At 49.2% G+C, this 26,436-nt stretch carries 22 protein-coding genes and 1 CRISPR repeat array; all 22 genes read right to left on the reverse strand.

The genetic code is table 11. The features are described 5' to 3' along the window. A partial coding sequence (locus tag F3H12_RS08490; protein ID WP_149678919.1) for a hypothetical protein occupies positions 1-877 on the reverse strand: 877 nt, incomplete at its 3' end. Further along, positions 874-2,232 (reverse strand): S-layer homology domain-containing protein, encoded by a 1,359-nt coding sequence (locus F3H12_RS08495; protein WP_149678920.1) that lies wholly within the window; start codon positions 2,230-2,232, stop codon positions 874-876. The genes F3H12_RS08495 and F3H12_RS08490, both read right to left, overlap by 4 nt. 239 nt (positions 2,233-2,471) lie before the next feature. Then, positions 2,472-2,960 carry a VOC family protein gene (locus tag F3H12_RS08500; RefSeq protein ID WP_149678921.1) on the reverse strand — a complete coding sequence of 163 codons (489 nt, stop codon included), beginning with the start codon at positions 2,958-2,960 and terminating at the stop codon, positions 2,472-2,474. A gap of 48 nt (positions 2,961-3,008) precedes the next feature. After that, the gene (locus F3H12_RS08505; protein WP_149678922.1) at positions 3,009-3,686 is read right to left on the reverse strand and encodes an AlkZ-related protein; all 678 of its coding nucleotides are present in this window, start codon (positions 3,684-3,686) and stop codon (positions 3,009-3,011) included. Positions 3,687-3,689: 3 nt separating this feature from the next. Then, positions 3,690-3,965 (reverse strand): DUF3795 domain-containing protein, encoded by a 276-nt coding sequence (locus F3H12_RS08510; RefSeq protein WP_149678923.1) that lies wholly within the window; start codon positions 3,963-3,965, stop codon positions 3,690-3,692. Between the two features lie 41 nt (positions 3,966-4,006). Then, the gene (locus F3H12_RS08515; protein ID WP_149678924.1) at positions 4,007-4,945 is read right to left on the reverse strand and encodes a helix-turn-helix transcriptional regulator; all 939 of its coding nucleotides are present in this window, start codon (positions 4,943-4,945) and stop codon (positions 4,007-4,009) included. A gap of 31 nt (positions 4,946-4,976) precedes the next feature. Then, positions 4,977-5,669: a DNA/RNA nuclease SfsA gene (sfsA, locus tag F3H12_RS08520; protein WP_149678925.1), complete on the reverse strand. Its 693-nt coding sequence runs from the start codon at positions 5,667-5,669 to the stop codon at positions 4,977-4,979. Positions 5,670-5,698: 29 nt separating this feature from the next. Beyond that, a complete protein-coding gene (locus F3H12_RS08525; protein WP_149678926.1) occupies positions 5,699-6,022 on the reverse strand; it encodes an MFS transporter in 324 nt (107 codons plus the stop codon). Positions 6,023-6,661: 639 nt separating this feature from the next. After that, a CRISPR array of direct repeats spans positions 6,662-7,918; the repeat unit is 33 nt; unit sequence GTTTTCGTCCCCTCACGGAGCGCTAATTGCAAC. Positions 7,919-8,035: 117 nt separating this feature from the next. Continuing rightward, positions 8,036-8,842, reverse strand: a complete 807-nt coding sequence (gene cas6, locus F3H12_RS08530; protein WP_149678927.1) for a CRISPR-associated endoribonuclease Cas6 — start codon at positions 8,840-8,842, stop codon at positions 8,036-8,038. A gap of 40 nt (positions 8,843-8,882) precedes the next feature. Next, entirely contained in the window at positions 8,883-9,959 is a 1,077-nt protein-coding gene (csm5, locus tag F3H12_RS08535; RefSeq protein WP_188118452.1) for a type III-A CRISPR-associated RAMP protein Csm5, read from the reverse strand. Next, positions 9,956-10,942, reverse strand: a complete 987-nt coding sequence (gene csm4, locus F3H12_RS08540; protein WP_149678929.1) for a type III-A CRISPR-associated RAMP protein Csm4 — start codon at positions 10,940-10,942, stop codon at positions 9,956-9,958. The genes csm5 and csm4 overlap by 4 nt, the downstream gene beginning before the upstream one ends. After that, a complete protein-coding gene (gene csm3 / locus F3H12_RS08545) occupies positions 10,923-11,597 on the reverse strand; it encodes a type III-A CRISPR-associated RAMP protein Csm3 (protein WP_149678930.1) in 675 nt (224 codons plus the stop codon). The genes csm4 and csm3 overlap by 20 nt, the downstream gene beginning before the upstream one ends. A gap of 13 nt (positions 11,598-11,610) precedes the next feature. Then, entirely contained in the window at positions 11,611-12,150 is a 540-nt protein-coding gene (gene csm2, locus F3H12_RS08550) for a type III-A CRISPR-associated protein Csm2 (RefSeq protein WP_149678931.1), read from the reverse strand. A gap of 56 nt (positions 12,151-12,206) precedes the next feature. Further along, positions 12,207-14,624 carry a type III-A CRISPR-associated protein Cas10/Csm1 gene (cas10, locus tag F3H12_RS08555; protein WP_188118453.1) on the reverse strand — a complete coding sequence of 806 codons (2,418 nt, stop codon included), beginning with the start codon at positions 14,622-14,624 and terminating at the stop codon, positions 12,207-12,209. Positions 14,625-14,644: 20 nt separating this feature from the next. Next, the gene (csm6, locus tag F3H12_RS08560) at positions 14,645-16,024 is read right to left on the reverse strand and encodes a type III-A CRISPR-associated CARF protein Csm6 (RefSeq protein WP_422822207.1); all 1,380 of its coding nucleotides are present in this window, start codon (positions 16,022-16,024) and stop codon (positions 14,645-14,647) included. A 342-nt stretch (positions 16,025-16,366) separates the two neighbouring features. Next, positions 16,367-18,802, reverse strand: a complete 2,436-nt coding sequence (locus F3H12_RS08565; protein ID WP_149678934.1) for a glycoside hydrolase family 94 protein — start codon at positions 18,800-18,802, stop codon at positions 16,367-16,369. A 12-nt stretch (positions 18,803-18,814) separates the two neighbouring features. Continuing rightward, positions 18,815-19,867 carry a LacI family DNA-binding transcriptional regulator gene (locus tag F3H12_RS08570; protein WP_149678935.1) on the reverse strand — a complete coding sequence of 351 codons (1,053 nt, stop codon included), beginning with the start codon at positions 19,865-19,867 and terminating at the stop codon, positions 18,815-18,817. A 224-nt stretch (positions 19,868-20,091) separates the two neighbouring features. After that, a complete protein-coding gene (locus tag F3H12_RS08575; protein ID WP_188118455.1) occupies positions 20,092-21,492 on the reverse strand; it encodes an MATE family efflux transporter in 1,401 nt (466 codons plus the stop codon). 190 nt (positions 21,493-21,682) lie between these two features. Next, positions 21,683-22,261: a dipicolinate synthase subunit B gene (locus F3H12_RS08580; RefSeq protein ID WP_149678937.1), complete on the reverse strand. Its 579-nt coding sequence runs from the start codon at positions 22,259-22,261 to the stop codon at positions 21,683-21,685. After that, entirely contained in the window at positions 22,258-23,136 is an 879-nt protein-coding gene (gene dpsA / locus F3H12_RS08585; protein WP_149678938.1) for a dipicolinate synthase subunit DpsA, read from the reverse strand. The genes F3H12_RS08580 and dpsA overlap by 4 nt, the downstream gene beginning before the upstream one ends. A 173-nt stretch (positions 23,137-23,309) precedes the next feature. After that, a complete protein-coding gene (locus tag F3H12_RS08590) occupies positions 23,310-24,008 on the reverse strand; it encodes an anaerobic ribonucleoside-triphosphate reductase activating protein (protein WP_188118456.1) in 699 nt (232 codons plus the stop codon). Positions 24,009-24,115: 107 nt separating this feature from the next. Next, entirely contained in the window at positions 24,116-26,206 is a 2,091-nt protein-coding gene (locus tag F3H12_RS08595) for a ribonucleoside triphosphate reductase (RefSeq protein ID WP_149678940.1), read from the reverse strand. Between the last annotated feature and the right edge of the window lie 230 nt (positions 26,207-26,436).

Consider the following 26,436-nt stretch of genomic DNA (forward strand, 5'->3'; position numbering starts at 1 on the left):
AAACGTTAGGCAGGGTGATATAGCAGACATTGCCCTGAGTGGTTACAATTTCGCTCTCAACCTTGTCGGGACTTGTTCCGGCCCAGTACCTGCGCTCCGAAATGTTCTTGCTTTCCTGGTCGGCCATCACCCAGTAGCTGTGGCTGGTGTCTATTTTGACGGTCACGCTTTCCGTCTTACCTGTTTCTATGGCTTTCTTGTCGGCCTCAGCGGTCATGATGCATTCGATGGTTGGAATGGCCGGAATCCTTATCGTGTTCCAGTTGGTGTCGTTGTATCTTAACCGGATGTGGGCACTTCCCGTATCGGGCGTGGTTAAAACCCAGGCCTTCCGGAAAATTTCCGAGTAGTCGGTGCTGCCTTCCGGAATCTTGAACAGCTTAAGCAAGTTAAGGCCAGTATCGGTTTTTCCTGCTGTAATATGGTCCTCGTCATAGAAGTTGGTGGTAAGCATGTAGTTGAGAAGGGCGGGATTTTTTCTTATATCATACCAAGAATTAGGTGCTTCAGGTAATATATCCTGCCACACTACATTTTCATAATTTCTATCAAATACACTGCCTATTTTTTCAATACTTCGAAAATATTTATCATTGGTTATCGGCTGATCCTTATAGTTATAGCCAAGGTAGGCATATTCGCCTTTCTCTCCCTTTTCATTTATCATGCCGCCGTTTGGAACAACAATAAATCCTTTATTTGGTAAATCATCACGGCCAAACGGCTCACCGAAAACTTCAGTTTTATATTTCAAAGAAATACCAATATTAAGTGGTCGCCTGGATTCTGAATAGGGATTAAACGCTAATACAATATTATAAAATGTAGAAATCAATACTGCACAAATCAAAAATGTTGCTATTATAATCTTTTTCATTTTCTAACCTCCGGTTTGGTGGTCCAAAACCATTTATCCATAGCCTCTGGAACTTTAAAGTAATATGCAACTTCGATATTTGCATTCGGTACCTTGCCGATATATTTATCATCCTTACTGAAATCTGTATAGTAAGCATGAAGCTGATGCTCAATCATGAAATCATAAAATGCTTTCCCCTGAGAGGGACCATAAACAATGTTGCTCAGATGGAGCAAGACCTTTGCATATTTGTCCTGTATCCATGAAAACTTCTTTCTGTCTTTATCCGGCTCCCATCCCTGTCCAAGTAAGTAATCGTCGTCATATAAGGCACTAAGAGTCCAAGAATATAAAGCAGGATTCTTTTGCTCCCCGGGCGCATATCTCTCGGCAACATAGTTCATTCGGGGTTCCGCATAAAACTCTATTTTGATGCTGGGATGAGTCGTTTTATTGTCAACATAGTAATAAAGGATAGCTGAGCCACCAAAAAAATCACTATACGCAATGCTGAAGGCATTACCGTTCTTCTGGGCATAATACGCCATGGTCTTGGCACACTCATACAGAAGTTCATGAATATCCGGATTGTACTTGTCCGACAGTAGCGTGGGGGTAGGCTTATCTGCTGTTCGCAGGTAGATCTTTCTATCCTCTATTTTTGCAATAGCATAGAAGTCCTCCGCATTCTCCCTGATATATGCCTCAAACTCCTCATCGCTCCAAACTTCTTCGGGAGGCGTATAAATCGTCCTCAGGCCGGGTTCCAGCATCTTGTGGATGACCGCCGCTGCGGATGCTCGCGTCAGGTTGCCGTTGGGATTAAACTTCCCATCCGTTCCGCCTACAAGGATGCCGAGTTGATAGGCCTTGCAGACATATTCCCGAAGGTTTACAGGGATACCGTCGTAATCCGCTATCCGTGACCTTATCTCGTTTTCATTGTAGGGTATATCTTTCTCTCCGGTTATCATGGGTAGAGAACGTATGATAATCCTGGCCATCTCGGCCCTTGTGATGGGTCGTTTGTAATCGGTAAACTCTCCCGGCTGTACAAAGCCCAGTTCCAGACCAATGGACACATAGACGTCCCCCCAGTATTTATCTGAAGGAACAACCACACCCTTGCCGGCAGCCGCTACGGCTATCTTGATAAACTGCTCCACCGTGAGGTTATCCAAGGGTCCGAAGTTTCCCGCGTATCCCACCATCAGTTCCCGCGGGTGGTTGGCCACATACTGGACATGCTCATAGTACCAGGCATCTCTGGGTACATCGTTGAAGCTCACCGCAGCATGTGACCGGCTCATACCCGAAGGCAAAACCGCCAGAACCATAATAACTGTCGATAGGAAAGCGAGAAACTTTTTCATAACCCAACCTCCTAAAATCTGGTTAAGTTAATCATATCATTATGTGTAATTAAATGTCAATATTAGCAAAAATAAAACGCGACTGGATATATGGAATTCATTTTCCAGTCGCGTTATCTTCAAGGAGTTCTTCGTAGTAGGAGTATAATACCTATATATTATATCATCCTGTCATTGTGTTGTCATGACTTAGTATCGTTACGAATTGAAACTATATTGCATTTAATAAATCCCTGCAATTAATCAGCCAACTTCCTGCGCACCTCCTGCACCATCTCAATAGGCTCTGAAGTCCTTTGGGCAACTTCCTGCTCACTCATCCCCGTTTTCAGAAGGCGCAGCACGACAGCCTCCATGGGCTGTGCAATTTCCACCACATTGCGATCCGGATCGTATACTCTGAAAACCCGCTGTCCCCAGGGCTGCTCTATCGCTTCATGGAGGAACTCGACACCGGATACTTTAAGCGCTTTGAAAACTTCGTCAAGACTATCACTTTCAAAGTACATTTCCAATTGCTCGCAGCCTCGCTTCTCCGGTTGCGCACATGACTTGCCGAAAACCACGGAATAGGCATAATCGGCCTGCCATAAGCAAAATCTGCCTTTAAAGACGATGTGCAAGCCGTGGTCCACCTCAACTTCCTGCTTCAGGACCTTTTCATAGAACCATCGCGATTTTTCAATGTCTTTGACCATCAGAACCGGTGAGTGATATTGGATATGCATGTTCCTTCTCCTTTTTCAATATGCCGGGAAATCAACTGCGGTCTGCTATTACCTCAGTTTCAGGACTCGGGCCAATTCCTTGCGTTCAACTGAATTGCTGATAGAAATACCAACGTCCAGGATGCGTGCAACAGCTTCCTCTCGTGATATCTTATCTGCTTTTGCAAGCCATGATTCAGGCGCCCAGTCGGTTACCTTCATGTAGGTATTGACCGCCCATCCGTAGGGCTCACCCCGACGGTTGAGCTTTCTCCTGTTTCCGGAGACCGTGATGTAAAAAGTTCTCTGGAGCTCCTTCATGGCAATGTCAACTTTATTTGCTCCCTGCTTTTTGGTAACGCCCATGAGCCTTCTTATTTCTCTGGTGTCCGGTTCTCCGTTCTGGCAGAAGATCTGCCATATCTGCCATTCCGTATAGCTAATCGCGCCTTCAGCCCACCGCTCTTCCATCGCTCCCCGGGGGTGGCATGCTGCATAAAAGTACGGGTACAGGCTTTCTGAAATAAAGCCTTTGTGGCCGCCAAGCAGGCACCCAAAAGCCAGTTTTCTTTCATTCGCCGCCCGATCCTTCCACTGCCAAGGATCGGTTTCGGGATCCCCGGTATGCCACTGCTCCGGCCTCGTCTCCCTATCCAGAGAGGGAAATCCGGGGAGCAAGTTTGAAAAAGACATATATCCAAGTTGGTTGACCCGTTCAATGAAATCCTCATATGTATTCAGGATCATGCTTCATTTCCCCTCTTTAAGCCATTTTTTCAGGTTTTCTATCCTTGCTCCCGGCGGATTGTCACCGTGCTCCTTGTCAAGATACGAATAGGCATACAGCGTTTCACAAGGCATGCTCGGGCAATGACCGCAATGCTCGAAGCCCTTGCCCTGGCAACAAGCTGCAAGTTTACATGGCCCGTAAAAAGGATTGCCATTGGTCGCCACACAACCTCTGCATCCGGCAGACTCCCTGTATGAGCATTCGCTGCAAAGCAGGCCACATCTGGACTCCACCATAACTCTAACCCCCTGTTTATGCTTTTGGGGATATCTTACCATCACGAACATGACAACTGCTTGTCTTGTTCATAGCGCGTCAGCATTTTTTTCGCTTTTTCCCTGATTTCCTGCGCTATATCCTCTGGCTCCAGCACCTGGGCTTTCTCTCCCATGCTCATGATCCAACTGACGATATAATCCCGGTTGGTGTAGGAGATGACGGCCCTGAGCCTGCCGTCCTCAAGCGTTTCATAAAAATTCGGACCATATTCGTCCACCAGCAGGTATTCCAACTCCTTATCCACGAGCAGTGTTAATCGATGCTGATCATGCAGATGCCGGTCCAAATCCCTTTTTTCAGGAGGGATCTCCCGTCGCTGATAGGTGTTTGGCAACTTCTCCACATGCCACATGCGGTTGAGCTTGAACAGCCGAAAATCATTGCTTGTTCTGCAATAGCCAAACACATACCAGGAAGACCATTTGAATGCCAGATAATATGGCTCTATAGTACGCAGAGTTTTTCCCTTATCAGAGTAATAAGTGAAGGAAATCAGTCGGCTCTCGGATATGGCAGACTTGATAAGGCTGATCTTCTCAGACAGACTGCCTTTATAATGGGAGGCAAGGTCAATGAGGATGCTTTCCTGCATGGAAACCACCGCCTCACCACCTGGAGAAAGCCTGTGAATCAGCCTCTCGATTTGGGAAGCATGCGAAGTCTCGGATACGCTGCCCAGGCTTTTTAAGCCGGTGATGATCTGCTGCAGTTCCTCCACGGTCAGAACGCTTTTATCCAGCCTGAAGCCATCGGCTATCTGGATACCGCCACCGCCACCCTGGCGGGTAATGATGGGGATTCCGGCCCGGCAGATGGCGTCGATATCCCGATGAATCGTCCTTCGGGAAACCTCAAGCTTTTCGGCCAGTTCCGGCGCCGTCACCTTATCCTTTTGAAGCAGAATGGTGATGATGCTCAGCATCCTGTCCAGCTTCAACCGGGTTCACCCCCTTTACGACCAGAAAGACTTATAGAATTACCTCAACCGGATCCGCAATCCTTAAGCTGTCCGGCTCAACATGGCAATCATAGGCCAAGACATGCACACCCTTTGAGGCGGCAAGTCTTAAAGCCTCTCCGAAAGCCCGATGGGTCTCATCGTTGGGCATAAAGCAGCGGACACCCTTCATCTGTATGACAAACAGGATATAAGCCTCATAACCTTTTTCAGCAGCAGCGATGAGCTCATGGATATGCCTTGCACCGCGCTCGGTGGGAGCATCCGGAAACATCGCAACGCCATCCTTCTCCAGGGTAACACCCTTTACCTCTAGAAACGCCTTTCGGCCTCCGCCTTCCAGGTACAGGTCGAAACGGGACTGCCCGTATTTCTGCTCAGATTTGATGAGATCAAATCCTGACATGCCCGGAAGCTTTATCATTCCTGCCTTAAGCGTTTCCAGGGCAACCTGGTTCGGGATATTGCTGTCGATGTTCACAAGACGCCCCGCTTTTTCAACGGTAACCAACGAATAGCGGGTCTTGCGGTTCGGTTTATCGGAGAACTCCAAAAAGACAGGCGCTCCAGGAACAAGGAGTTCCTTCAGCCTTCCGGTGTTCTTCACATGAACAGTCTCTATGGTGCCATTAATCTCGCATCTTGCGATAAAACGATTGGGCCGGGACAGGAACCGGCCCGGAATGACTTTCTCGTATCTCAAATCTATCTCCCTTTGTTTAGTTTCTTCTATTATCCACTTTGTTCGGTCTTCTTTTCAACCCCTTTGCCCCTCAGCATGAGAAATGTGGAAATGGATATCAGCATCAGGGCCAGAACCGCTATAACGGCAAAGGCCGTCTTAAAACCCCGGTACTCCGATATGGCCCCAACAGCCGGGAAGAAGGTGATCATCATGATACTGAAGAACATGGACTGGAAGGACAGGATGGTCGCCCGCTGCCGGGATGGGATCTGCTTGTTGATATAGTCCGAGAATACAACAAAGAGTATCGCTTCCATGCCCGACAATAAAATATCTCCTGCTTGCTCCGGACTTCCATTTTCATGTTGCATTCCTCCTAATGTTCCTGAGTATGTCGGCCGGTAGATTGCCGCGCTGCGCTCGCTATGACAGTTCGGGAATTACACTGCGGGTGTCAGGCGACTGCCGCGCTCTGTTTCCCTTCGCTCGCAAAAACACTTCATTCCTCTAACTTCCAGTTTGTCGTTGCGAGGAGCGTAGCGACGAAGCAATCTCATTGTTGCTTAATCACATCAACACCGAAAAAAAGGACTTGAGTAAGCCTCAAGTCCTGTCCGCAGTGGTTCTGTGTGACATACCCGAATTGTCATTGAACCAGGTTCCTTCGCCAAATATCGGCCAACAATCACCAACACGGTGTTCCGGAACCTTTTGATCAAAACAAAAAACCCGGGCAAGCCTACCCGGGTACAACACATTATTGGTGCGGCTTACTTAAATTACCACTCTATTCACATAGCATGCCTGTAAGCCGCTGTATCATGTACGATATCGGACATGGAAGCCAGCATAGTATGCAAATAGAAGGCTTTAAGCAAGCTGTTCATGTCGTCCTCTTTATTATCCTTGTTTTAGTATACATTACAAAAAGTATTCATGCAAATGCTTTGTCCCCTTGCGGAGCGTAGATTGCAACAGGTTGTCCAAAACGACAAGGATGTATATACCTTGTATTCGTCCCCTCACGGAGCGCTAATTGCAACCCGGTCAAGTTGACGTTGCAAACACTCTATTTCTCGTTTTCGTCCCCCTCACGGAGCGCTAATTGCAACCATGGAATTGCTGAGCACATTCACTGATGAGCAAATGTTTTCGTCCCCTCACGGAGCGCTAATTGCAACTTATCATGGTGTACCTCTCTGATGATGATGGACGTTTTCGTCCCCTCACGGAGCGCTAATTGCAACTCGTAAATCACATACGGAAACAGCTCGGCTGGGAAGTTTTCGTCCCCTCACGGAGCGCTAATTGCAACTGGAATAACAAGTCTACGCGCAAAAAAAATCAAGGTTTTCGTCCCCTCACGGAGCGCTAATTGCAACCTGAATTATGCAAAATAAAACATCAAGCAATTGATGTTTTCGTCCCCTCACGGAGCGCTAATTGCAACGAAGGAAAAACTATGATTAACAACAACACCACAAGTTTTCGTCCCCTCACGGAGCGCTAATTGCAACATACTTTCTGCGCCGTATATTCTTGTTGTCGTCCGTTTTCGTCCCCTCACGGAGCGCTAATTGCAACAACACAACTTCAATTCTGCTGTTGCGCTGGAAGCCAAAGTTTTCGTCCCCTCACGGAGCGCTAATTGCAACTTTTGTGGTGTCATAAACTTTAATGACCTCGCCAGTTTTCGTCCCCTCACGGAGCGCTAATTGCAACCTGCGATGGCCAGCATATCATCCAGGACACCTTCACGTTTTCGTCCCCTCACGGAGCGCTAATTGCAACAATACTACCTCGGGCCTAACGCAGATACAGCATTGTTTTCGTCCCCTCACGGAGCGCTAATTGCAACGCCCTTCAAGTATCACCTGACCTTCCCCCTTAATGTTTTCGTCCCCTCACGGAGCGCTAATTGCAACGAAATATGCTGCGTATTGTGGAGCCAGCACCACAGGTTTTCGTCCCCTCACGGAGCGCTAATTGCAACCTTTTATCGAGGGAATATCACTCTCAAGAATGTTGGTTTTCGTCCCCTCACGGAGCGCTAATTGCAACATGGATGTTTTCATGGAATTGCTTCAGGCTATGCAGGTTTTCGTCCCCTCACGGAGCGCTAATTGCAACGCGCATCTATCCCATACACCTATGAGGACGCAAAGCAGTTTTCGTCCCCTCACGGAGCGCTAATTGCAACACTTAAGGCGTGTAAAAAATCGTGTAACGGAGTGGTTTTCGTCCCCTCACGGAGCGCTAATTGCAACGGCTTGAAGATAAAACCAGCATCATAAAATAGTTTCAAACCTCAAAAGTGCGAATGATAATTTATCACTGAAAATGTATCCGGACTACTCCATGAAAAACACACAAACCCCTTTATTTCAGCCCGGTGCGAATCCCTCCGTTTTCTCCTGTTCACTTGATATCCGCACTGTTTTCTTAACATAATCATTGGTACGGACGCTTCCCATGCCCAGTGATGTTTTTATGCCGACTCCGCAGTATGACGAGAAGAACAGTAGCAGATGCCAGATCTCCTGCAGGGGGGCCGGCAGCTTGGAGTTCAGAACAACGTGCCCGATGAAGCCTGGTATGACTGCGCCCTTAAGGTGATAATAACTGCTCTTTAGCCTGTATGAATCTATTTTTATGCCGTCTATTAGAAACCTCTGCGCATCGCTGTCCTCAATCTTGATATATCCCGAATACATGTTCCACTTGTTTATCAGGCTTCCTACGATATGCTCCACCGATGGGAAAAGCATATAAGTCTCTTTGCTTTTAAAGGAGGTTGGAGTTAAAAAGCTCATAAGCGTTCTGTTGCTGTGATAAGCTTCTGAAGCGGATTTTATGATGTCCTGAACGGTGGATAACCCCGTGCACTCCTTCGATACGATGCGTATATCCAGCTCATTGTTCGTCATGGTCATGCTTTCAAGCTGATCCAGGACAGGTGCCGCTTTGTCTATCGCCTCTTCCCCGAGTATGTTGACTGTCCATACAGCCTCTTCCCCGTTTTTCACAGGAACCAGAGACTGGTTTATCGGGGTCAACTGTTCGGCATGTAGCCTTGCGACATATTCAGGCTCCAGCTTCTCCATGAGCATGCCGTAAAACTGATACCCCATGGCGTATGTAAACCTTTGCCCGGATCCGTTGGTGACATTCATCCTGAACTGCTTAATCATTGGCCTAACTCCAATCCTGTCAATCGCTTCATCTTGCCATTCATGATATCTCGAGAACCTTGCAAACGCCGAAATGATAACTGTGCCCGTGATAGTTCGTATGCTTCAGGCGATGGGGCGAAGCTCCCAGCTTAACATCTTCATGGTGTTTATGGTTTCTGAACGTTTGTGTCATGAACTCGGATACAAGCCTGAGCCCCTCCTGCTTTCCGCACAACGGGTAAATGATGTTCTTGGCAAAGTATCCGCTTCCCCCGCCCAAAACCAGACAATCCGAGAAGTCCTCCTGGACGGCGTTTTGAGGCAGCCTAAACATGGGGATATAGGTTTCCCTGTAAAACCGGCCAAACTGTGATATGGCATCGCGGATATCATCAATATCGATAGCTTTCAAGACGGAAGTATCAAGCGTGAGCTTAAAATGCAACTTGACCCCCGGTTTCACCGATTCCCTTATCATATTGATGGATTTTCGCACACCTGAAACGGACAGATCATCTTTTCTGGTCAGGACCATATCTGAACGGTCAATGGGGAGACTGTCGGAAATCATAATCCCGCGCATCACGCTGTTGACAGCATTCCTGGTTTTTTGCGTCAGTCCAAGTGTATGCAGATACCTGGTTTCAATGGAATCCGCATCATGCCTTCTTATGCTGGTGACCGTCGGTTTGTCCTGATCCTGCAGGATCATTTTTATCAGAAGAGCGGTCCTCAAAGCTCCTTTTAATGAACTGCCTGGGACATAAGGTCGATTCTGGGCGTCATGAACAAATTCCTGAATCTCCATCAGCGATCTGTTTTCAACCAGCGCATCACCCACATAGGTCTCATAAAGTTTCATCTTTTCCAAATCGGCATCGGAAAAGCCGCATTCACGGATAAAATCATGCAGATAGGCCGAATCCCTGAAAAGCATGAAATGCTCATACTGGTCCATCAGGCCGTACTCAACAACTTTGTTCATGAACTTTTCCATGTCCAGAAAAATCGCCTTTTTAGTGGACGGATCAAAACAATATTCCTTTTTTGTGTATCTCCTGCCGCTGCCGATAAACAACGGACCCTTCGTTTCCAGGAGCATGTCATATACTTTCAGATGTCCTTTTTGAATCATAGGCATACCCCCAAAAAGACAGGCTTCCCATACCGGTACACGGGATGTTTTCCCCTGTTGCCGGATACATCAAAAATGCCTCCCCGGTACGGGTACTGGAACATGGAGCCTGAATCGAAGAAATACTGCGTTTGCTTTTTCAACGGCGTATCAGCATAGGTTTCAGACTGCACAAACCCTCCCCGCCGGACAAGACCGTATGTACTGTTTTCAACTGCATCATGCATTTCCTGGTCCATGGGCAACGAAGTGGTGAGGGTGATATAGCGATTTGCTTCACCCACAGTAGCCTTCTGTAGATAGCCTGCAAGAAGCAGCTCGTCTTCATTTTCGGCAGCCTCAAGGTCAATGCATGCCTTCACCCTGAACTTCCCATAACCCGAGCTGACCTTTCCGCCGATACCTTCAACGCCCAAAAGCCGGATCAGCTTTTGCAGATCCGGCACCAGGCTTTTATCCGCGCATCCGGCGATGAAATACAGTCCGGCATCATCATGAAATGTAAAGACGCCGACGGAATAGGGCCGTGGCACTTCCTGAGCCGTGATCGACACTTTATCAACGATGCCGTACACGCCAAAATCGGTGTCCACCCCGGCGGCATCAAACACCATTTTACCCTGCAGCGAAGCAATAAAGTCCGGAAGAAGGCCTATCGGCAAATAAGAAAGCTTTTTCATAGCTTTCCGAAGTTCCGGCGGTATTTCAAGCCGTACACTTGCCGTTGCATAAGGCTTTGGCACATACAGCGTTTCGCCTTTATACGGGAAAGCGTCGCTGAACCTGAGTTCATCATTTTGGGCCAGGTTCACCCATCGTTCGATGCCCTGCACGCCTTCCGCTTTCAGCGCCATATGGCAGAGAGCTGAAAAAAGCGTATCCGCACAGAAATTCATCCGGCCTGTATCCAGAGAATCGCCTGCGTCGCTCTCTCCCACATGCAGTGAAGTCGTAAACTCCAGCTTAAACAGAAAGTAATTCATACGACTCAACTTCCTCAAAAATGGATTTCAGTTCGTCCAGGTTGAGGTCATAGCCTTCTTCAGCCGGGATGATCTCAATCTTCTCAAAGCTGACGCGTCCGCTGCCCCTGGTTCCGTGGCCTCCGAGATAGTCCAGCTGGAGCAGTTTCATCGCCCTTGCCAGATTCGAAAGATCATCCTTCACCTCTTCTTTGCACTCCAAATCGTAAACAATATTTACGGCAAACCTGACGCCGCTGACGACCCGTTCAATCTGGCGCGGATTGGCCATCGAGGTTCCCCGGTCAATGGTGTTCTCAAACTTGATCTCTGTGAGCCCTACGGACTGGAACTCTTCGCTGTTGCATACATAGGCATCGGCAAACTGCAGCCTGCCTTTTATGATGGGTTTGCCGCTGGAGCCAAACAGTCTTCGGATCTCAATCGGATCGTCATTGGGATCGGGCAATTTGTGAATATCCTCGGCATAGCTCCTGGCCAGCAACGTTCTGAGTTTTCCCTTCAGGCTGCTGCCCGGAACGATGGGCATGTTCGTCCTGGTATCCTTTATAACCGGGCTGTCAACCGAGCCTATCGCGGCAAATATGTTGGACCCGCCTATATGCAATCCTGTCAGAACTTTCAGTTCGGATTTGATTATGAGTTTTCCGTACACGACCCTAACCTCCTCAGTCATCACCGTCGTAGAAGCGATGATAAGCAACCAACGCTTCCATATAATGCATGAAATTGATGAATTTCTCCCGGCTGTCGCCGATGCCGTTCAGGTATTCCAGCAGTTTGCTCTTTTCCACGAAAGGCAAGACAGCCTTTTTGTCACGACCGGCTTCGTAGAGAATTCTCACGCGCAGCAGCTGAATCTTCTTCATGCTCTCGGGCAAGAGTTTCTCGTCGGTTCTCAATCGCTCCACATTGAAAATCTCCAGTATCTGGCTCAGAATCTTTCTGATTTTTGATGTCGTGATCTTGTTGTCCTGCCCCTTTTTCTGGCTCTGTTCCCCGATTAATTCCAGGATCACCTGTTCGGCTTTATCCACATAGTCTTCCGGGAGATCCAGCTTTCCTATTTCCTTCTTTCTCACGTGTTCATGCTGGCGGCCGCCGCCGGTATAAGCGCCTCCTGTTTTGGATTGCGTGGCTCTTGCCGATGGCGCGGGCATATTATGCCTTGCCGCCCATTTTTCAATTCCGTCCTGTAACGTACCCATACCTTTCACTCCTTTATGGCTATTCCGATTCCTGATCAGCTTTCAAGGCCGTTGATTCAGTTTTTGGCTTCCTGCAAAGCGTCATATTTTGCTCTTGTCAGGTAAATATAGATATAAATGGCGCATATCAGTTCTTTCAGATCGCGGTTATCCATTATCCATCGATACATGTGTGTTGAGAATTCGCGATAGGCGGACCTGTACCGTGCCGAAGCGCTGCCGGATGGCCTCATCCTTGCCAACAGATAAGCGTATCTTGCGATATTGATTTTATCGCCCGTAAGATACTGGCTTCTCAGGAATGTAAGCAAACGGTACAGGAAAGCACTTCCACGCCCTTGCTCATTGGCGTAGAAATCAAAGAACTCCTGTATCTGGTGTAACTTCTCTCCAATAACCCGATTCAAGAAATCATCCCATTTGAAAGTGAGGCTGTCGTCGGCTTCAAACAGCGTGATGCCGCACTTGCCGTCAAGCTTTTTTGCCGCATCCTCCAGCTCACCGGCTTCATTGGCCGCTTTATGGATGGGATATTTCTGAGCATGGATGCATATGCCGCCTGAAAGCGTCAATGTGCCGGCCGTATAACGGCGGAATGCCCGATAGATATCTGCGGCGGCTTCAATAACGTTAGCCCACTGGCCTGCCATGAAGATATCGTCGCCGCCTGAATAAATGATGATGACTTTCCTTCCCCGCTCATCCTCCGGCTTGCCCCTGAGTCTGAACCGGCCAACCTGCGGATTGCCCCTTAGAATGGAGTTGATATAATACTTGAAAAACATGGTCATCCGCCTGGAAAATGACGCTGTCCTCGTCAAGGAGACATACCTGTATCTTTCCGCAGGATCATCGGTTTTCCGTTCAAATCCGGACGTAAACGTGCTGCCAAGGTTATCGACATCTGCCCTGAAATAGCCTATCTGTTTTATCCCCTCCGAATCATCAAGCAGTTCTTCCAGCAGGCTGTTGTGGCAGTAATCGCCCATAAAGAGGGTGGTGCTGCGCTCCAGATCCGGATATACTTTGTTTTTGGCATAGATACGGAGTATATCGGTTCCCTTGCTCAGCTCTTCCCTGACCCGATCTTCGTTGGTCAGATGCAGGTACGCTTCGCCCTCCGACCGCGGGAGTTCAATGTATGGCAAATCAGCAATGGGCCTTGGGGTTACCATAATAAGCAGTTCCTCTTTGCGCAGCAAACCGGATATGTTGCGGAAAACACTGCACCAGCGGCAGATATCCTCATCGGGCAACAGCCTGTCCATGGCTCCGCAGGTTTTGCATTCCCTTTCACCGCTCAAAAGAGGCTGTTGATTCATTTCCAGTATTTCATCAGCCGTATAGCGGTGCAGCTTGTTGTCGGCCAGCGCATGGCTCAGCCTCATGAAGATGTTTTTATACGGATGATCACCTTCAGGAATATTCATCAGGTCGTTGGCGCTGCATTCGGTATACGCTGCCGACAGGTATAGCCTGATGCCGAAGTTTTGACGGAGCCATTGGTTGAATCTTGCGGATATAGCATCGACCTTATTTCTAACCTCCTGCGTATTGGGAAGCAGGATATAACAATGACCTCCGCCGGTGTAAATAAGATTTGTACGGGAAAGGCCGCATTCGGTCAGCAACTCATCGCACAGATGCTCCATGAGAAGCTCCAGCATGAAAGAACGGCTACGAAGCGTTTTCAATGCGCCTTTTGAACTGATATTATATATAAACTTCTGAATCCCTGAATAATCGGCCGAGAACATCAGGAATGCCTGCTCCTGGCAGAACGCTTCTTCCCTGCCCCATATCTCATCGCGAAAACCTGGACGGTTGTTTGCCGTCAGGTATTCGCTGACGCACGCGCCAACCGCGGCAGTCATTTTCAGATGATCAAACATGGAGATGTCCGAGGCATCTTTGTTACCGACACTGGAAGGCACAAAGGACAGGCATCTTTCCAATGCCGAAAGAAGGACGTTGATGTACGTCTCTGCGGGTTGAACGTTTTTTAAATGCTCTCTCACCTCATGAAGGATCTGAAGATATTGGCCTGAGCTTATTTCATTTTTGCCGCCGTTATCCGGGAAAGGAATGCGTTCATCATCATAATAAGCCGTTCCATAGCTGTAGTCGAGCGTATTGCCATGCAGCAGGTTGAATACGGACCTAAGGGGCACATGAATATAATCCTGCTCCTCTTCTTCCCGCTTGCTGCTCCCCCTGACTTTTCCCTCAACGATACTGTTCGCTATGTAGGCCACATAGGCAGGAGATTCGTTCGGTAAGTCCGCATGCAGCAGATCAGCTTTATGGTGGAAACGCACGCAATCAAGGACATCAGGCTGCGGGAAGCATTCTTTAAGGAATGCCTGGCCCAGAACGCCATGATTGGTACCTTCTGCCGAACCTGAGCGATAAACAAGCTTCCCCACATCGTGAAGCAGACAACCCAATATTGCTTGAAGCGTTTTCTCTCTCATTCCATCATATCCTTCCCGATTCATGATTTTTCTTTGACAGGAAGCATGACCAGCGTTTTTATGCGCTCATTCATCTCGCGATACGAGTTCCAATACGAGGGTTTGATCTTCATGCCGGATTTTTCGGCTACGGATCTGATAAGCGACATGATGCCGTCCGCCGTTTTACCGCATCTTTTGAGCAGCCATGAATCCGTCACCGACACTATTTCATGGGCCGCCAGGTTGCGTGACATCTCCTCAATGTCGCGCAGTTCTCTTACCTTCTCCGCCAGGCCCCTATCCGAAAGGAATTCATCCAATACGGGTGCCAGTTGTGCGGATGTATAAACGGAATCTTTATAGCATGAAAACTCTCCATCGAGGATCGCCAGCATTTTTGCGCCTGTCTCGTTTTTGCTCAGCATCTCTCTGGTCAGCCAGTACTTCACGGTACCTTTTCTCTCCTTCGCAAGGCAATAATCCTTGATCCTTATGCCGCAATACGCCAAAAGAATTGACTCAAACAGATCGAGCACCACCGGGGTAATGCCTCTGATGAAATCCGCATACTCCTGCCTTTCGGCTTTCACCTGAAGCCAGAGCAAATATTCGAAAACGGCAATCTCATCGCTTTGCTTTATGGGAAAAACATCGTAATGACAGTCCTTCAAAGCCCTTTGGACACCCGGAATGTCCAGAAGCAATCTGCACTTCGCGGCTTCCAAAAGCTTAATGGCTTCGGGGCAAATCTGCTGCCTGATATCGTTCGCCACAGAGAGAGCCGCGTTATAATCGTAGACATCCACATGCTTGCAGACAATTGCCTTTTTTATCCTTGCATTGAGGTTCAGGTATGACGAAACGGAGGTACGGTCGACAAAATCTTCCCTGTTGTCCTCATTGAGCTCCCATAAAGCATCAAAATCATCTACATGTTCGCGGGCAGGGTTGCTTTTTCCTTCCGGCGTGCTCACCTGTATTGGAAGATAGTTTCTCTCATTAAGCGCCGCAATGGTTTGCAGCGCGCTTTTCATGGCCGGAGTCCCTGAAGAGACATTGACCAATATCTGATGCCCCGGATTTTCTTCTTCCAGCCGTTTCAGAATGGTTTCAAATTCATTGTAGAAATCATCAAAACGGTGGACTTCAGTGAGATTCCTGTTGATCAACAACTCGACTTGAATATGTATGCCCAGCAGTTCGCAGAGTTTGGAAATGGAATGACGATAGCGATCATCTTTATCATGGATTTCTGATATTTCCTTGGACAAATAGAGAAGAACTTTTTCCGGACGGTATTTTCTGCAAATGTGAAGCATCGCGCCATCATGAAAGTGCGAAATTGGATCCGTCATGCCCACTGGTGAAAACAGGATGTATTTCATTACAATACCCCTCTTTTCCATGAGTTCATGCATCAAAGTATTGAAAGCGATGTTTTGAAATGTGAATACTACACTTGTTTATATCCCCAGACTCACGATTTTCAAACATTGACTTTATTCTTATAGTTGCCGTTGTTTATTGCATTCTTTTATAGTTGGTAGGATTCTGGGGTATGAAGTAAGTACATTAAACCTATTCAAAGCTTCAACTCTTAAATTCATTTTTCCTTGTGCCATGCCAATCAATTAGCTGAGTTTCGCCTTAAACGGTAAGTTGCGTTATATGCAAAAGGAACCGCTTTCTGGCGGTTCCTTTCGTATGTAATGGAATGCATCATATCTTTACTTAGAAGGGATTGGACTTCAACTTCACGCTTAGCCCATAACAACCTGGACATCATGCTCCTTGCCGTCGTTGAAGACAGGCAGGATGTTGCCGGAAATCTCCTTGCCGTCCACGGTGATGGACTTGACGCCCTTCTCCACGTGGTTGGGATTGGAGATGGTGATGTTGTAGGTTGCTCCCCTGAACTTGCGCCTTACGGTGTAGCCCTTCCAGTCGGCAGGTATGCAGGGGTTAATCCTCAGTCCGTTGTAATCGGGCTGAATACCCAGAATCCACTGGGAGATGGCGGTGAATGTCCAGGCGGCTGTACCCGTCAGCCAGGAGTTCTTGGCCTCGCCCGGACGTGCGGCAGCCTTACCCGCTACCATCTGGGAGTATACGTAGGGCTCCGTCTTATGCAGATCGCTGATGTCCTGCAGGTAGGACGGCGTGATCTTCTTATACAGCTCGAAGGCCCTTGTACCACGGCCAACCACGGTTTCCGCACAGATGATCCACGGGTTGTTGTGGCAGAACACGCCTGCGTTTTCCTTGTATCCGGGCGGATAGGAGGTGATTTCACCCTTGCTCTTGTCATAGCGCTGGTACGGCGGATCGTTCAGCACGATACCGTACGGAGTTTCCAGCCTTTCCTTTACGGCATCCAGCGCCTTGATGGCATAGCCGTTCTCTACGCCGATACCGGCCATGACGCACATACCCTGGGGCTCGATGAAGATCTGCCCTTCCTCGTTCTCCTTGCTGCCTATCTTCCGACCGAAAGCGTCGTAGGCTCTCAGGAACCACTCGCCGTCGTAGCCATGCTCATAGATCTTCTGTTTCATCTCTTCAATCAGCTTATCGGCCTTGTCGGCTTCCTCATTCCTGCCCTTGTACCTGAGCAGCGCCGAGTACTCGGGACCGATGAACACGAACATCCCCGCGATGAATATGGATTCAGCCACACGACCGTTGGGATCGCCATAGGTCTGGAAGGACTCGTCGGGCGTGGTGGAGAAGCAGTTCAGGTTGAGGCAGTCATTCCAGTCGGCGCGTCCGATAAGCGGCAGCCCGTGAGGTCCGAGATTATTGACCACATGGTAGAAGGAACGGGTCAGGTGCTCCAAAAGGGTTGCCGTGTTATTGGGATTGCAGTCGAAGGGAACCTGTTCATCCAGAATGGAATAATCCCCGGTCTCCTTTATATAAGCCGCAGTAGCCAGGATCAGCCACAGGGGATCGTCGTTGAAGCCACCGCCAATATCATGGTTACCCTTCTTAGTGAGGGGCTGGTACTGGTGATAGCAGCCGCCGTCCTCGAACTGGGTGGCAGCGATGTCCAGAATACGCTCCCTGGCCCTTTCCGGGATCTGATGGACGAATCCGAGAAGGTCCTGATTGGAATCGCGGAATCCCATGCCCCTGCCGATACCCGATTCAAAGTAAGAAGCACTGCGGGACATGTTGAAGGTCACCATGCACTGATAGGGATTCCAGATGTTCACCATGCGGTTCAGCTTGTCGTCATCGCTCTTGAGGACATAGACCGAGAGCAGTTCATCCCAGTATGCCCTAAGTTCCTGCATGGCCTTGTCCACCTGATCCGGTGACTTAAATTGCTCCTGCATGGCCTTTGCGCGCTTCTTGTTGATCACATTGAGGCTTTCCCACTTCTCTTCTTCCGGGTTCTCCACATAACCCAGCACGAAGATGATGGTCTTCTCCTCCCCAGCCTTGAGGGTGAGGTCGAAATAGTGGGATGCGATGGGCTGCCAGCCGTGAGCGATGGAGTTGGTCGCCTGGCCAGCGAGAACCGCCTGCGGGCAGTCAAACCCGTTATACAGGCCGATGAACGCTTCACGGTCGGTATCAAAGCCATCCACAGGGGTGTTTGCCCAATAGAAGGCATAATGGTTTCTGCGCTCACGGTACTCGGTCTTGTGGTAGATGGCCGAACCTTCCACTTCCACTTCACCGGTTGAGAAATTGCGCTGGAAATTGGTCATATCGTCCCATGCGTTCCACAGGCACCATTCAATAAAGGAGAACAGCTTGAAATGCTTTTCCCCGTTGCTCTTATTCTTGATGGTCAGCTGATGCACCTCCCCGTCAAACTTGAGGGGTACGAAAGAAAGCTGGCTAACCGACAGCCCGTTCCTCTCGCCGCGTATCTTGGTATAGCCCAGTCCGTGCCTGCATTCATAGGCATCCAGGTCTTTTCTGACCGGCATCCAACCCGGTGTCCAGACATCACCGTTATCATTGATGTAGAAATAGCGTCCGCCATTGTCTACCGGTATATTGTTGTAACGGTATCTGGTCACGCGTCTCAGGCGGGCATCCTTATAGAAACAGTATCCGCCTGAAGTGTTGGATATGAGGCCAAAGAAGCTCTCATTCCCCAGATAGTTGATCCATGGATAGGGCGTTTTGGGGGTCTCGATGACATACTCTCTGTTTGCATCATCGAAATAGCCGAATCTCATAAGTTAACCTCCTCATGTATTTATCGTAGTGCAGGATTCACGGACAACCAATCCTACATCGGCGTTATAAACCATAAACCTTGGTTTATCGGATTCAATCAGCTCTTCCAGCATCTCCAGGGCCTTCTTCGCCATATCAAAGAAGGGTATCCTCACCGTCGTCAGAGCTGGTTTAACAATGGAAGATGCAAGGGCATCATCATACCCAACGATGGATATATCTTCAGGAACCCTGATGCCATGCCGCTTAAAGGCCTCCATGGCCGCCAGCGCCATTTCGTCATTGGATGCTATCATGGCGGTGGGAAGTTTACCGCTGGCAATCAGGCTTTCAACCTCAGAGACCGTCGACCTGCCGGTAAAATCCCCTTTCAGCATATAGCGCTCATCCAGGGTCAAACCATGGCTTTCAAGCCTTTTTACAAAGCTTTCGCGTCTTTTCAGACCTGAATAGGTGGTCGTTCTTCCCGTGATCATGCCGATCTCTCGATGTCCCAGTTCAACCAGGTAGTCCACCGCCGCATGGATGCCTTGCTCATCATCGGAGTTGATCACCGCAATCCTGGCCTTTGGATTGGCGATCTTCCGAATCTCTTCCGGATCGCAGTCCATCAGCACGATGGGGTGAGAAATCTTGCTCAGGATGGATTCTATCTCCTGGCTCTTTTCCGTACCGATGATGATACCGCCGTCGATCCGCTTTTGTGAGAAGGTCTGGCGGATGCGCCAGCTCTCATCGGGATTGTATACGGTGTGAACCAGCATGTAATAGCCCATGGAGTTTCCGATATCCACAAAAGCGTCCACCAGCGGCGCAAAATAGCTGTTGCCATAGATTCGGTACGGGCTCTGGATGTCATATATGCTGTATAAAAACAGCCCAATGGTGTTGGTCCTTTTTCCAGCAAGTACACGGGCTGAAAGATTGGGCTCATAATTATACTCCCTGATGACCTTCATGACCCGTTCCCGCGTCTTCTCAGGCACATTGGGGTAGTTGTTGATCACTCTGGATACGGTGCTTCTGGACACTCCAGCGAGCCTTGCTATTTCTTCACTCTTCATGGAACCACCGTGGGAATAAACGCGCGTTCATTGCCAATAATTATATAATAAAGATACAATAAATTCAAGGTTAAATACAATTCTTATGCTTTTTAGCCAGCAACCTGACGGTTAAGTCAAATCATCCCTCCCGGCATTTTTTCCGGAAGACCTGTCATTCACACATCAAACGATTTTATACATGAGCGTAAGAAGGCCCATCCATCAAGGAATGGGCCTTTTTCTTAAGCGTTATCGGCAGAAACGGCAACTTCCTCATCCCGCGGCAGATCGTGGACCAGGTTGTGCAGCCACTTGTTTGAGAGCAACCGTATAATTCCGAAGATGCACTTTGCCACCTCTTCCAGATTGATCATGGCCATGACCAGGAATACCGGAAGGGCAAAGACCTCCACCCCCAGATAAGCCATGGGAAGTCCGATGAGCCAGGGAGCCCCCACATCCACAAACATGGCAAACAACGTATCGCCACCACCCCGGCATACGCCTATAATCATGACGATGTTGATAACCTTGGGGATGGTATAGGCCGCATAAACATATACCGCCTTCCTGCAGATCTCCAGGGTTTCGGCGCTGATATTGAAAAGGCCTAAGAACAGCGGCATAACAGCTATCATGAGAAGCCCTGTCACAACGCCAAACCCTACGCTCACAACCACCGAGCGTTTGGCATAAACCCTTGCCGTGTCGTCCTCGTTGGCACCAATCATGTTGCCGACAATGGCCCCGCAGGCGTTGCCCAGGCCGGCAAACAAAGAGAAGAATATACTGTTAACGACTTCCATGATCTGGACAGTCGCCACAGCCTCGGTACCAAGCTTACCGTAGAAATAGGTATACCCGGTAACGCCGATGGCCCAAAGCAACTCATTGGTGATAACAGGTGATACGGACCGGGCAAAGCGTTTCAGGAACTGGGCGGAATAACCTCTGAACTCGGAGAGTTTAGCAGCCAGCTCAAACTTGTTCTTATAGATCAACCTCAACAGGATCACGCATTCAATTAAGCGGGCTCCCAAGGTGGCCACCGCTGCTCCGGCAATGCCCATCCTGGGCATCCCCAGTTTGCCATATACCAGGAGGTAGGTAAACACGGTATTAAAGGTAAGCGCCGTAGCGCTGGCAACCAGCGGAATCCTGGTACGTCCCACGCCCCTCGACTGCATACCGTAGGATGAGGTAACCGCGCTTATGGGAAAGGATACAGCGGCTATCCTGAGATAAACTGCGCCCAGGCTGATCACCAACGGATCATTGGAAAACAATGCAATAAACCATTCCGGGAACAAGAGTCCTACCAGGGTGAACGGAACAGCCACCGTTATACCGATTATAAGGCTCAGGCCCAAAACCTTCCGGACACTCTGCAGGTCTTTTTTACCCCAGAACTGTGCACTGAAGATATTGGCACCGCTGTTGATGCCAAACAGGAACAGGTTGAAAACAAAGCTCAGCTTATTGGCTATGCCCACAGCCGCGATATTGGCTTCACCAAGGCCTCCGATCACGATGTTATCCACCATGTTGAGGCCGTTGAAGATCAGGTTTTGAAGGGCTATGGGCAGGCCGATGGCAATCATCAGGTTCCAGAATCTTCTGTCCTTTAAATCTAATACTTTCATAGGTTCCTCCGGAATGTCCCGCGTTTCCTGCATCAGTTAAATTTTATCGGATTATAAAGACAAAAACCCTGTCGCTGGCAACAGGGATGTCTATACAGTATTGCACGATTGGAACCGGGTTGTCAAGATGATTTTCCTGACGATTCTCTGTATCGTTCAGATGATCTTAATGCCTTACCATCTGACGGGATCATACCAGGATGGGCTGGATTTGCCTGCCTTCCAGGGCCTGTTCAACGGTGGGCACTATCATCCCGAACTTGGCGATCAGGGAGTTGCTCTTCTTCTCCGGATCGTCCTGCCCAAAAGGTACAAAATAGATGTTTTTCGTGTTCAGGAGAATGCCCAGGTTCTTGGCGTTGGCTCCGAGCCCGTCGTTGGTGGCAATGGCCAGAACGACCGGCTTCTGGTTCCGCAGCTGGGCTTTAACGGCCATGGTGACCGGCGTATCGGTAATGCCGTTGGCAATTTTGCTCAGCGTGTTGCCGGTGCATGGAGCAACAACAATCAAATCCAACAGCTTTTTCGGGCCTATTGGTTCAGCTTCCGTGATGGTATCGATACAGTCCTTGCCCGTAACCAGTTCAATGCGTCTCCGGAATTCATCGGCGCGGCCGAACCGGGTATTGGTGGTAGCTACCGTGGTGGACAGGATGGGAAAAACCTCCGCTCCCAGAAAAACAAGCCTTTCCAGCTCAATCAAGACTTCGGAAAGGGTGCAGAAGGATCCCGTAACCGCAAAACCTATGCGTTTTCCGCTCAGCGTCATGACAGAACACCTCCCTCTTCCTCAAGGATGTTGTAAATCGTACGCCTGATGATATCGCCGGCAGTCATGGGGGCAACCTTTCCGGGCAGCGAAAGGGCCCATCTGACCTTGAGGCCAATCGCCTCGGCTGCCTTAAAGTCAATTCCGCCGGGTGCTGAGGCCAAATCCAGTAAGAAGCAATCGTTGCGTACCTTTTCGAGGATATCCTTCGTTATGACGAGGGCCGGTACTGTATTGACGATGGCGTCCATATCCGACACAAAGCGCGCCAGATGGTGTATGGGCACGGGCTTGTATCCATGGGCTTCAATCCAGGCGATATCGGCATATTGCCTGGCTGCGGCCCAGACTTCGGCGCCAAAACCATGGAGCAGCCTTGCCAGGTTCTTGCCAATCCGGCCATAACCCACGATGAGTATACGGCTGCCCAGAAGGGTAATGGGCATTTCCTGCAACAGGATGCCGACCGCTCCCTCCGCCGTGGCAGCGGCGTTCAGAACGGCCATCTCCTCCCGATCCAACAGATCGGTGTATCTCACCTTTTTTTGCTCCAGCTGTTCCTTAACCTGCTGTGTTAGCCTTCCTGCGATCAGATGAGCGCCCTCGGGGATCTTTTCAAGGAACTCGCTGAAGCAGAGTTTTTCTTTTGCCAAAGGCATGTTTAAGAAACCGTTATCACTCAACAGAGGAATCCCTCCTACCACCACGCGGGAGCCCTCCAGGACAAAATCCAGCGGTGAACTCTTCAGTGCCCATGGTTTGCCGCTCTTTTCAAATCCATATATCTCAACATACTGGTAATCCTTTTTCAGGAGATCGGCAAGATAGACATTCCGCATATCACCGCCAATGATTGCGAACTTTTTTCTGAGCAAAGCCTTACCCTCCCCTTTAGGTGGCCTGATATTACAGTTTATGAAAAGGGGATGTTTCTGGTGTATGCCGTAAAAACGCAATAAAGCCGGTTTTGGCACCGGCTTAAGAATCTCTGAAGCATGTCTATAAAGGAATCTTCATCATCGAATGGAAATGTGCTTTGAGAACCTTTTCACACCAGCAGGAATTCGCCTCTTAGCTGCATATGGGCAACCTTGTCCGCGATATGGGTACGAACAGAACTGGACAGGCTCCGCTTTTCAACACGGCCTGTATATCGCCCGCTGGACGGATCCACCTCACGGTACTGCTGGAGGACATACTTTCTCGCTCCCCTGATGAGCGCCGCAATATCCAACAGATCCCCCTGCTCCAGTTGCGGTGTGTAAGTTGTGCGGAATTCGTAGTCCACGCTGCCCCTTTGCAGAATCTCAATGCTGTGCTGAAGATCTTCCACATTGACCGGCGAACAGCAAACCTGGCGGTATTTGCAGAACGGCGCCTTGATGTCCATGGCCACATAATCCAGCAGTTTGTCCTGGATAAGGGTCTCTAAAACATCAGGGTTTGTGCCGTTGGTGTCAAGCTTGATGAGAAAGCCCATATCCCTGGCGCGCCGGACGAAACGATGCAGATCCTTTTGCAATGTGGGTTCGCCACCCGATATGACCACCGCGTCCAGAAGACCGCGGCGCCTTTCAAGGAAGGCAAACACTTCCTCCTCGGAGATGCCCCCGCTTTCCCCGGAACCTATGAGGCAGCGGTTATGGCAATAGCCGCAGTTCATATTGCAGCCCTGCGTGAATACAACGGCTGCCAGCTTTTCGGGATAATCCACCAGAGAGTTTTTCTGAAGTCCGGCAATTTTCATCGCTGGGAAACCTACCTCCAACAAAGATGCGAAGCCCGTGGTCCTGAATGAGAAAGATTCAGCCAATTGGGACATCAATCATATTTGCTTTCCCGGAAAGCACATCATCAGGACGCCTGGGTCTTCAGCACGAACTTCTTCCTGTTGGCGTATTCCTCTTTCTTGCCTTTATTGTAATTGGCCACAGGCCGCAAATAGCCTGTCACCCTTGACCATACTTCGGTTTCCTGCCCGCACTCGGGACAGGTGAAATGCTCCCCGGAGATGTAGCCATGGGTGTTGCAGATTGAGAATGTGGGCGTAATGGAGATATAGGGCATCTTGTAGTTCTCAAAGATCCTTCTTATCAGGTTCTTGCAGACATTCACATCGCTGATGCTCTCACCCAGGTAAAGATGTTGTACCGTACCCCCGGTATAAAGGGACTGAAGCTCGTCCTGGAGGTCAAGACATTCAAAGATGTCGTCGGTGAACCCAACGGGCAATTGCGTGGAGTTGGTATAATAGCAAACATCCCTGCCCGCTGTGATGATGTCGGGATAACGCTCCTTATCCAGTTTGGCAAGCCTGTAGGACGCGCCTTCGGCAGGCGTGGCCTCCAGGTTGTAGAAATTGCCGGTCTCCTTTTGGAATTCAACCATGATATCCCGTAAAAAGTTCATGATTTCTATGGCAAATTCCTGTCCTTCAGGGGTTGTGATGTCTTTCCCCATGAAATTGAGCAGAGCTTCGTTCATGCCGACGATGCCTATGGTGGAGAAATGGTTGTACCAATAGCTTCCCGTCCGCATCTTGATGTTCCTGAGGTAATGGCAGGAATACGGATAAAGCCCTCTTTCAGACTGCTGCTCTATGATTTTTCTCTTGATCTCAAGTGAGGTTTTGCCTATCTGGGCTATCTTATAGAGACGTTCTTTGAATTCTTCCTTTGTGCTGCTCAGGTATCCGATTCTCGGCAGGTTGATGGTGAACACACCGATGGAACCCGTCATGGGATTACTGCCGAACAATCCGCCGCCCCTTTTGCGAAGCTCGCTGGTATCCAGGCGCAGTCTGCAGCACATGGAAACGGCATCTTCAGGAGACAAGTCGGAATTGACGTAGTTGGCGAAATAGGGTATGCCATACTTGCAGGTGATTTTCATGAAGCCTTCCACAGCCGGGCTGTCCCAGTCAAAATCCCGTGTGATGTTGAGGGTCGGAATCGGGAAGGTGAATACCCTGCCCTTGGCGTCGCCTTCAAGCATCACCTCGCAGAACGCCCGGTTCAGCATATCCATCTCCGCCTGGAAGTCACCGTACTTGTCGTTGGTGTATTGTCCGCCAATGATGACATGTTCATCTTTCAGGGTGTTGGGAACCTTAATATCAAAAGTCAGGTTGGAAAAGGGACACTGAAAACCAACACGGGTTGGAACATTGATGTTGAAGATGAACTCCTGGATGCACTGTTTGACCTGTTCATAGCTTAAGTTGTCGTATCGGATGAACGGCGCGCAGTAAGTATCAAAGCTCGACCAGGCCTGTGCGCCGGCCAATTCTCCCTGGGTTGTGAAGGTTGAATTGACGATTTGCCCCAGGAAGCTTCGCAGGTGTTTAGCCGGCTTGCTTTCCACCTTTCCGGGCACACCGCCGAATCCGTCCAGCAAAAGCTGCCGCAGATCCCAGCCGGCACAGTAGGCGCCGAAGAAGCCCAGATCGTGGATATGACAGTCTCCACTCTCATGGGCTTCCCGCACCTCTGTGGGATAAATTTCATGAAGCCAATAATTCTTGGTAAAGATTTCTCTTATGTAATTATTAAGGCCGTTGACGCTCTTTTGTGCATTGGCGTTTTCCTGCACTTTCCAGTCCTTGTCGCCCAGATAATCGCCAAACATGTTGATAGTGGCCCCTATCAGGGCGTTCAGTTCCCGTGCGCTCTTTCGTTTCTCGCGGTAGAGGATGTAAGCCTTAGCCGTTTTGGCATGACCGTTTTCGATGAGTACATATTCCACGAGATCCTGTATCTGCTCGACCTCGGGGATTTTTCCCTGGTACCTCACCTCAGCCAGCTCGACAACCTTATCGCAAAGGCGTTGAGCAAGGGCAAGATCACTTCCTCCGCAAGCAGCTGCTGCCTTGAAGATGGCAGATGTGATTTTTTCGGGAGCAAATTTCTCGACGCGACCGTCTCTCTTCCGTATCTTCTCAATCATGACGATTGCCTCCTGCTTTTGCATGGCGGCATCAAGTTTTGCTCTGCCGCGAAAAACAATATTTCGGTCGCGTTCAGTTTATCATACACAATATATAGTGTCAATCCTGTTTCGGTCTGATTTTTTGTGCAAAATGACGAAAAGCCCATGTATCAAGGCTTTCATGAGGATGATTTTTTTCGACAAGCATCCAGATTTTGTATGGTTGTCATGACAATAGTACGACATAT

Source organism: Thermoclostridium caenicola (assembly GCF_900142095.1).
Taxonomy (GTDB): Bacteria; Bacillota; Clostridia; order DSM-8532; family DSM-8532; genus Thermoclostridium_A; species Thermoclostridium_A caenicola.

What these genes read in the sequence shown, in the direction of transcription:
- csm5 (WP_188118452.1), bottom strand. Translation starts at nt 9,959, where the DNA reads ATGATTCAAAAAGGACATCTGAAAGTATATGACATGCTCCTGGAAACG.
- F3H12_RS08510 (WP_149678923.1), bottom strand. Translation starts at nt 3,965, where the DNA reads ATGGTGGAGTCCAGATGTGGCCTGCTTTGCAGCGAATGCTCATACAGG.
- F3H12_RS08580 (WP_149678937.1), bottom strand. Translation starts at nt 22,261, where the DNA reads ATGACGCTGAGCGGAAAACGCATAGGTTTTGCGGTTACGGGATCCTTC.
- F3H12_RS08590 (WP_188118456.1), bottom strand. Translation starts at nt 24,008, where the DNA reads ATGAAAATTGCCGGACTTCAGAAAAACTCTCTGGTGGATTATCCCGAA.
- csm4 (WP_149678929.1), bottom strand. Translation starts at nt 10,942, where the DNA reads ATGAATTACTTTCTGTTTAAGCTGGAGTTTACGACTTCACTGCATGTG.
- F3H12_RS08575 (WP_188118455.1), bottom strand. Translation starts at nt 21,492, where the DNA reads ATGAAAGTATTAGATTTAAAGGACAGAAGATTCTGGAACCTGATGATT.
- cas6 (WP_149678927.1), bottom strand. Translation starts at nt 8,842, where the DNA reads ATGATTAAGCAGTTCAGGATGAATGTCACCAACGGATCCGGGCAAAGG.
- F3H12_RS08565 (WP_149678934.1), bottom strand. Translation starts at nt 18,802, where the DNA reads ATGAGATTCGGCTATTTCGATGATGCAAACAGAGAGTATGTCATCGAG.
- F3H12_RS08500 (WP_149678921.1), bottom strand. Translation starts at nt 2,960, where the DNA reads ATGCATATCCAATATCACTCACCGGTTCTGATGGTCAAAGACATTGAA.
- csm2 (WP_149678931.1), bottom strand. Translation starts at nt 12,150, where the DNA reads ATGGGTACGTTACAGGACGGAATTGAAAAATGGGCGGCAAGGCATAAT.
- F3H12_RS08495 (WP_149678920.1), bottom strand. Translation starts at nt 2,232, where the DNA reads ATGAAAAAGTTTCTCGCTTTCCTATCGACAGTTATTATGGTTCTGGCG.
- cas10 (WP_188118453.1), bottom strand. Translation starts at nt 14,624, where the DNA reads ATGAGAGAGAAAACGCTTCAAGCAATATTGGGTTGTCTGCTTCACGAT.
- csm6 (WP_422822207.1), bottom strand. Translation starts at nt 16,024, where the DNA reads ATGCATGAACTCATGGAAAAGAGGGGTATTGTAATGAAATACATCCTG.
- F3H12_RS08505 (WP_149678922.1), bottom strand. Translation starts at nt 3,686, where the DNA reads ATGATCCTGAATACATATGAGGATTTCATTGAACGGGTCAACCAACTT.
- F3H12_RS08570 (WP_149678935.1), bottom strand. Translation starts at nt 19,867, where the DNA reads ATGAAGAGTGAAGAAATAGCAAGGCTCGCTGGAGTGTCCAGAAGCACC.
- F3H12_RS08525 (WP_149678926.1), bottom strand. Translation starts at nt 6,022, where the DNA reads ATGCAACATGAAAATGGAAGTCCGGAGCAAGCAGGAGATATTTTATTG.
- F3H12_RS08595 (WP_149678940.1), bottom strand. Translation starts at nt 26,206, where the DNA reads ATGATTGAGAAGATACGGAAGAGAGACGGTCGCGTCGAGAAATTTGCT.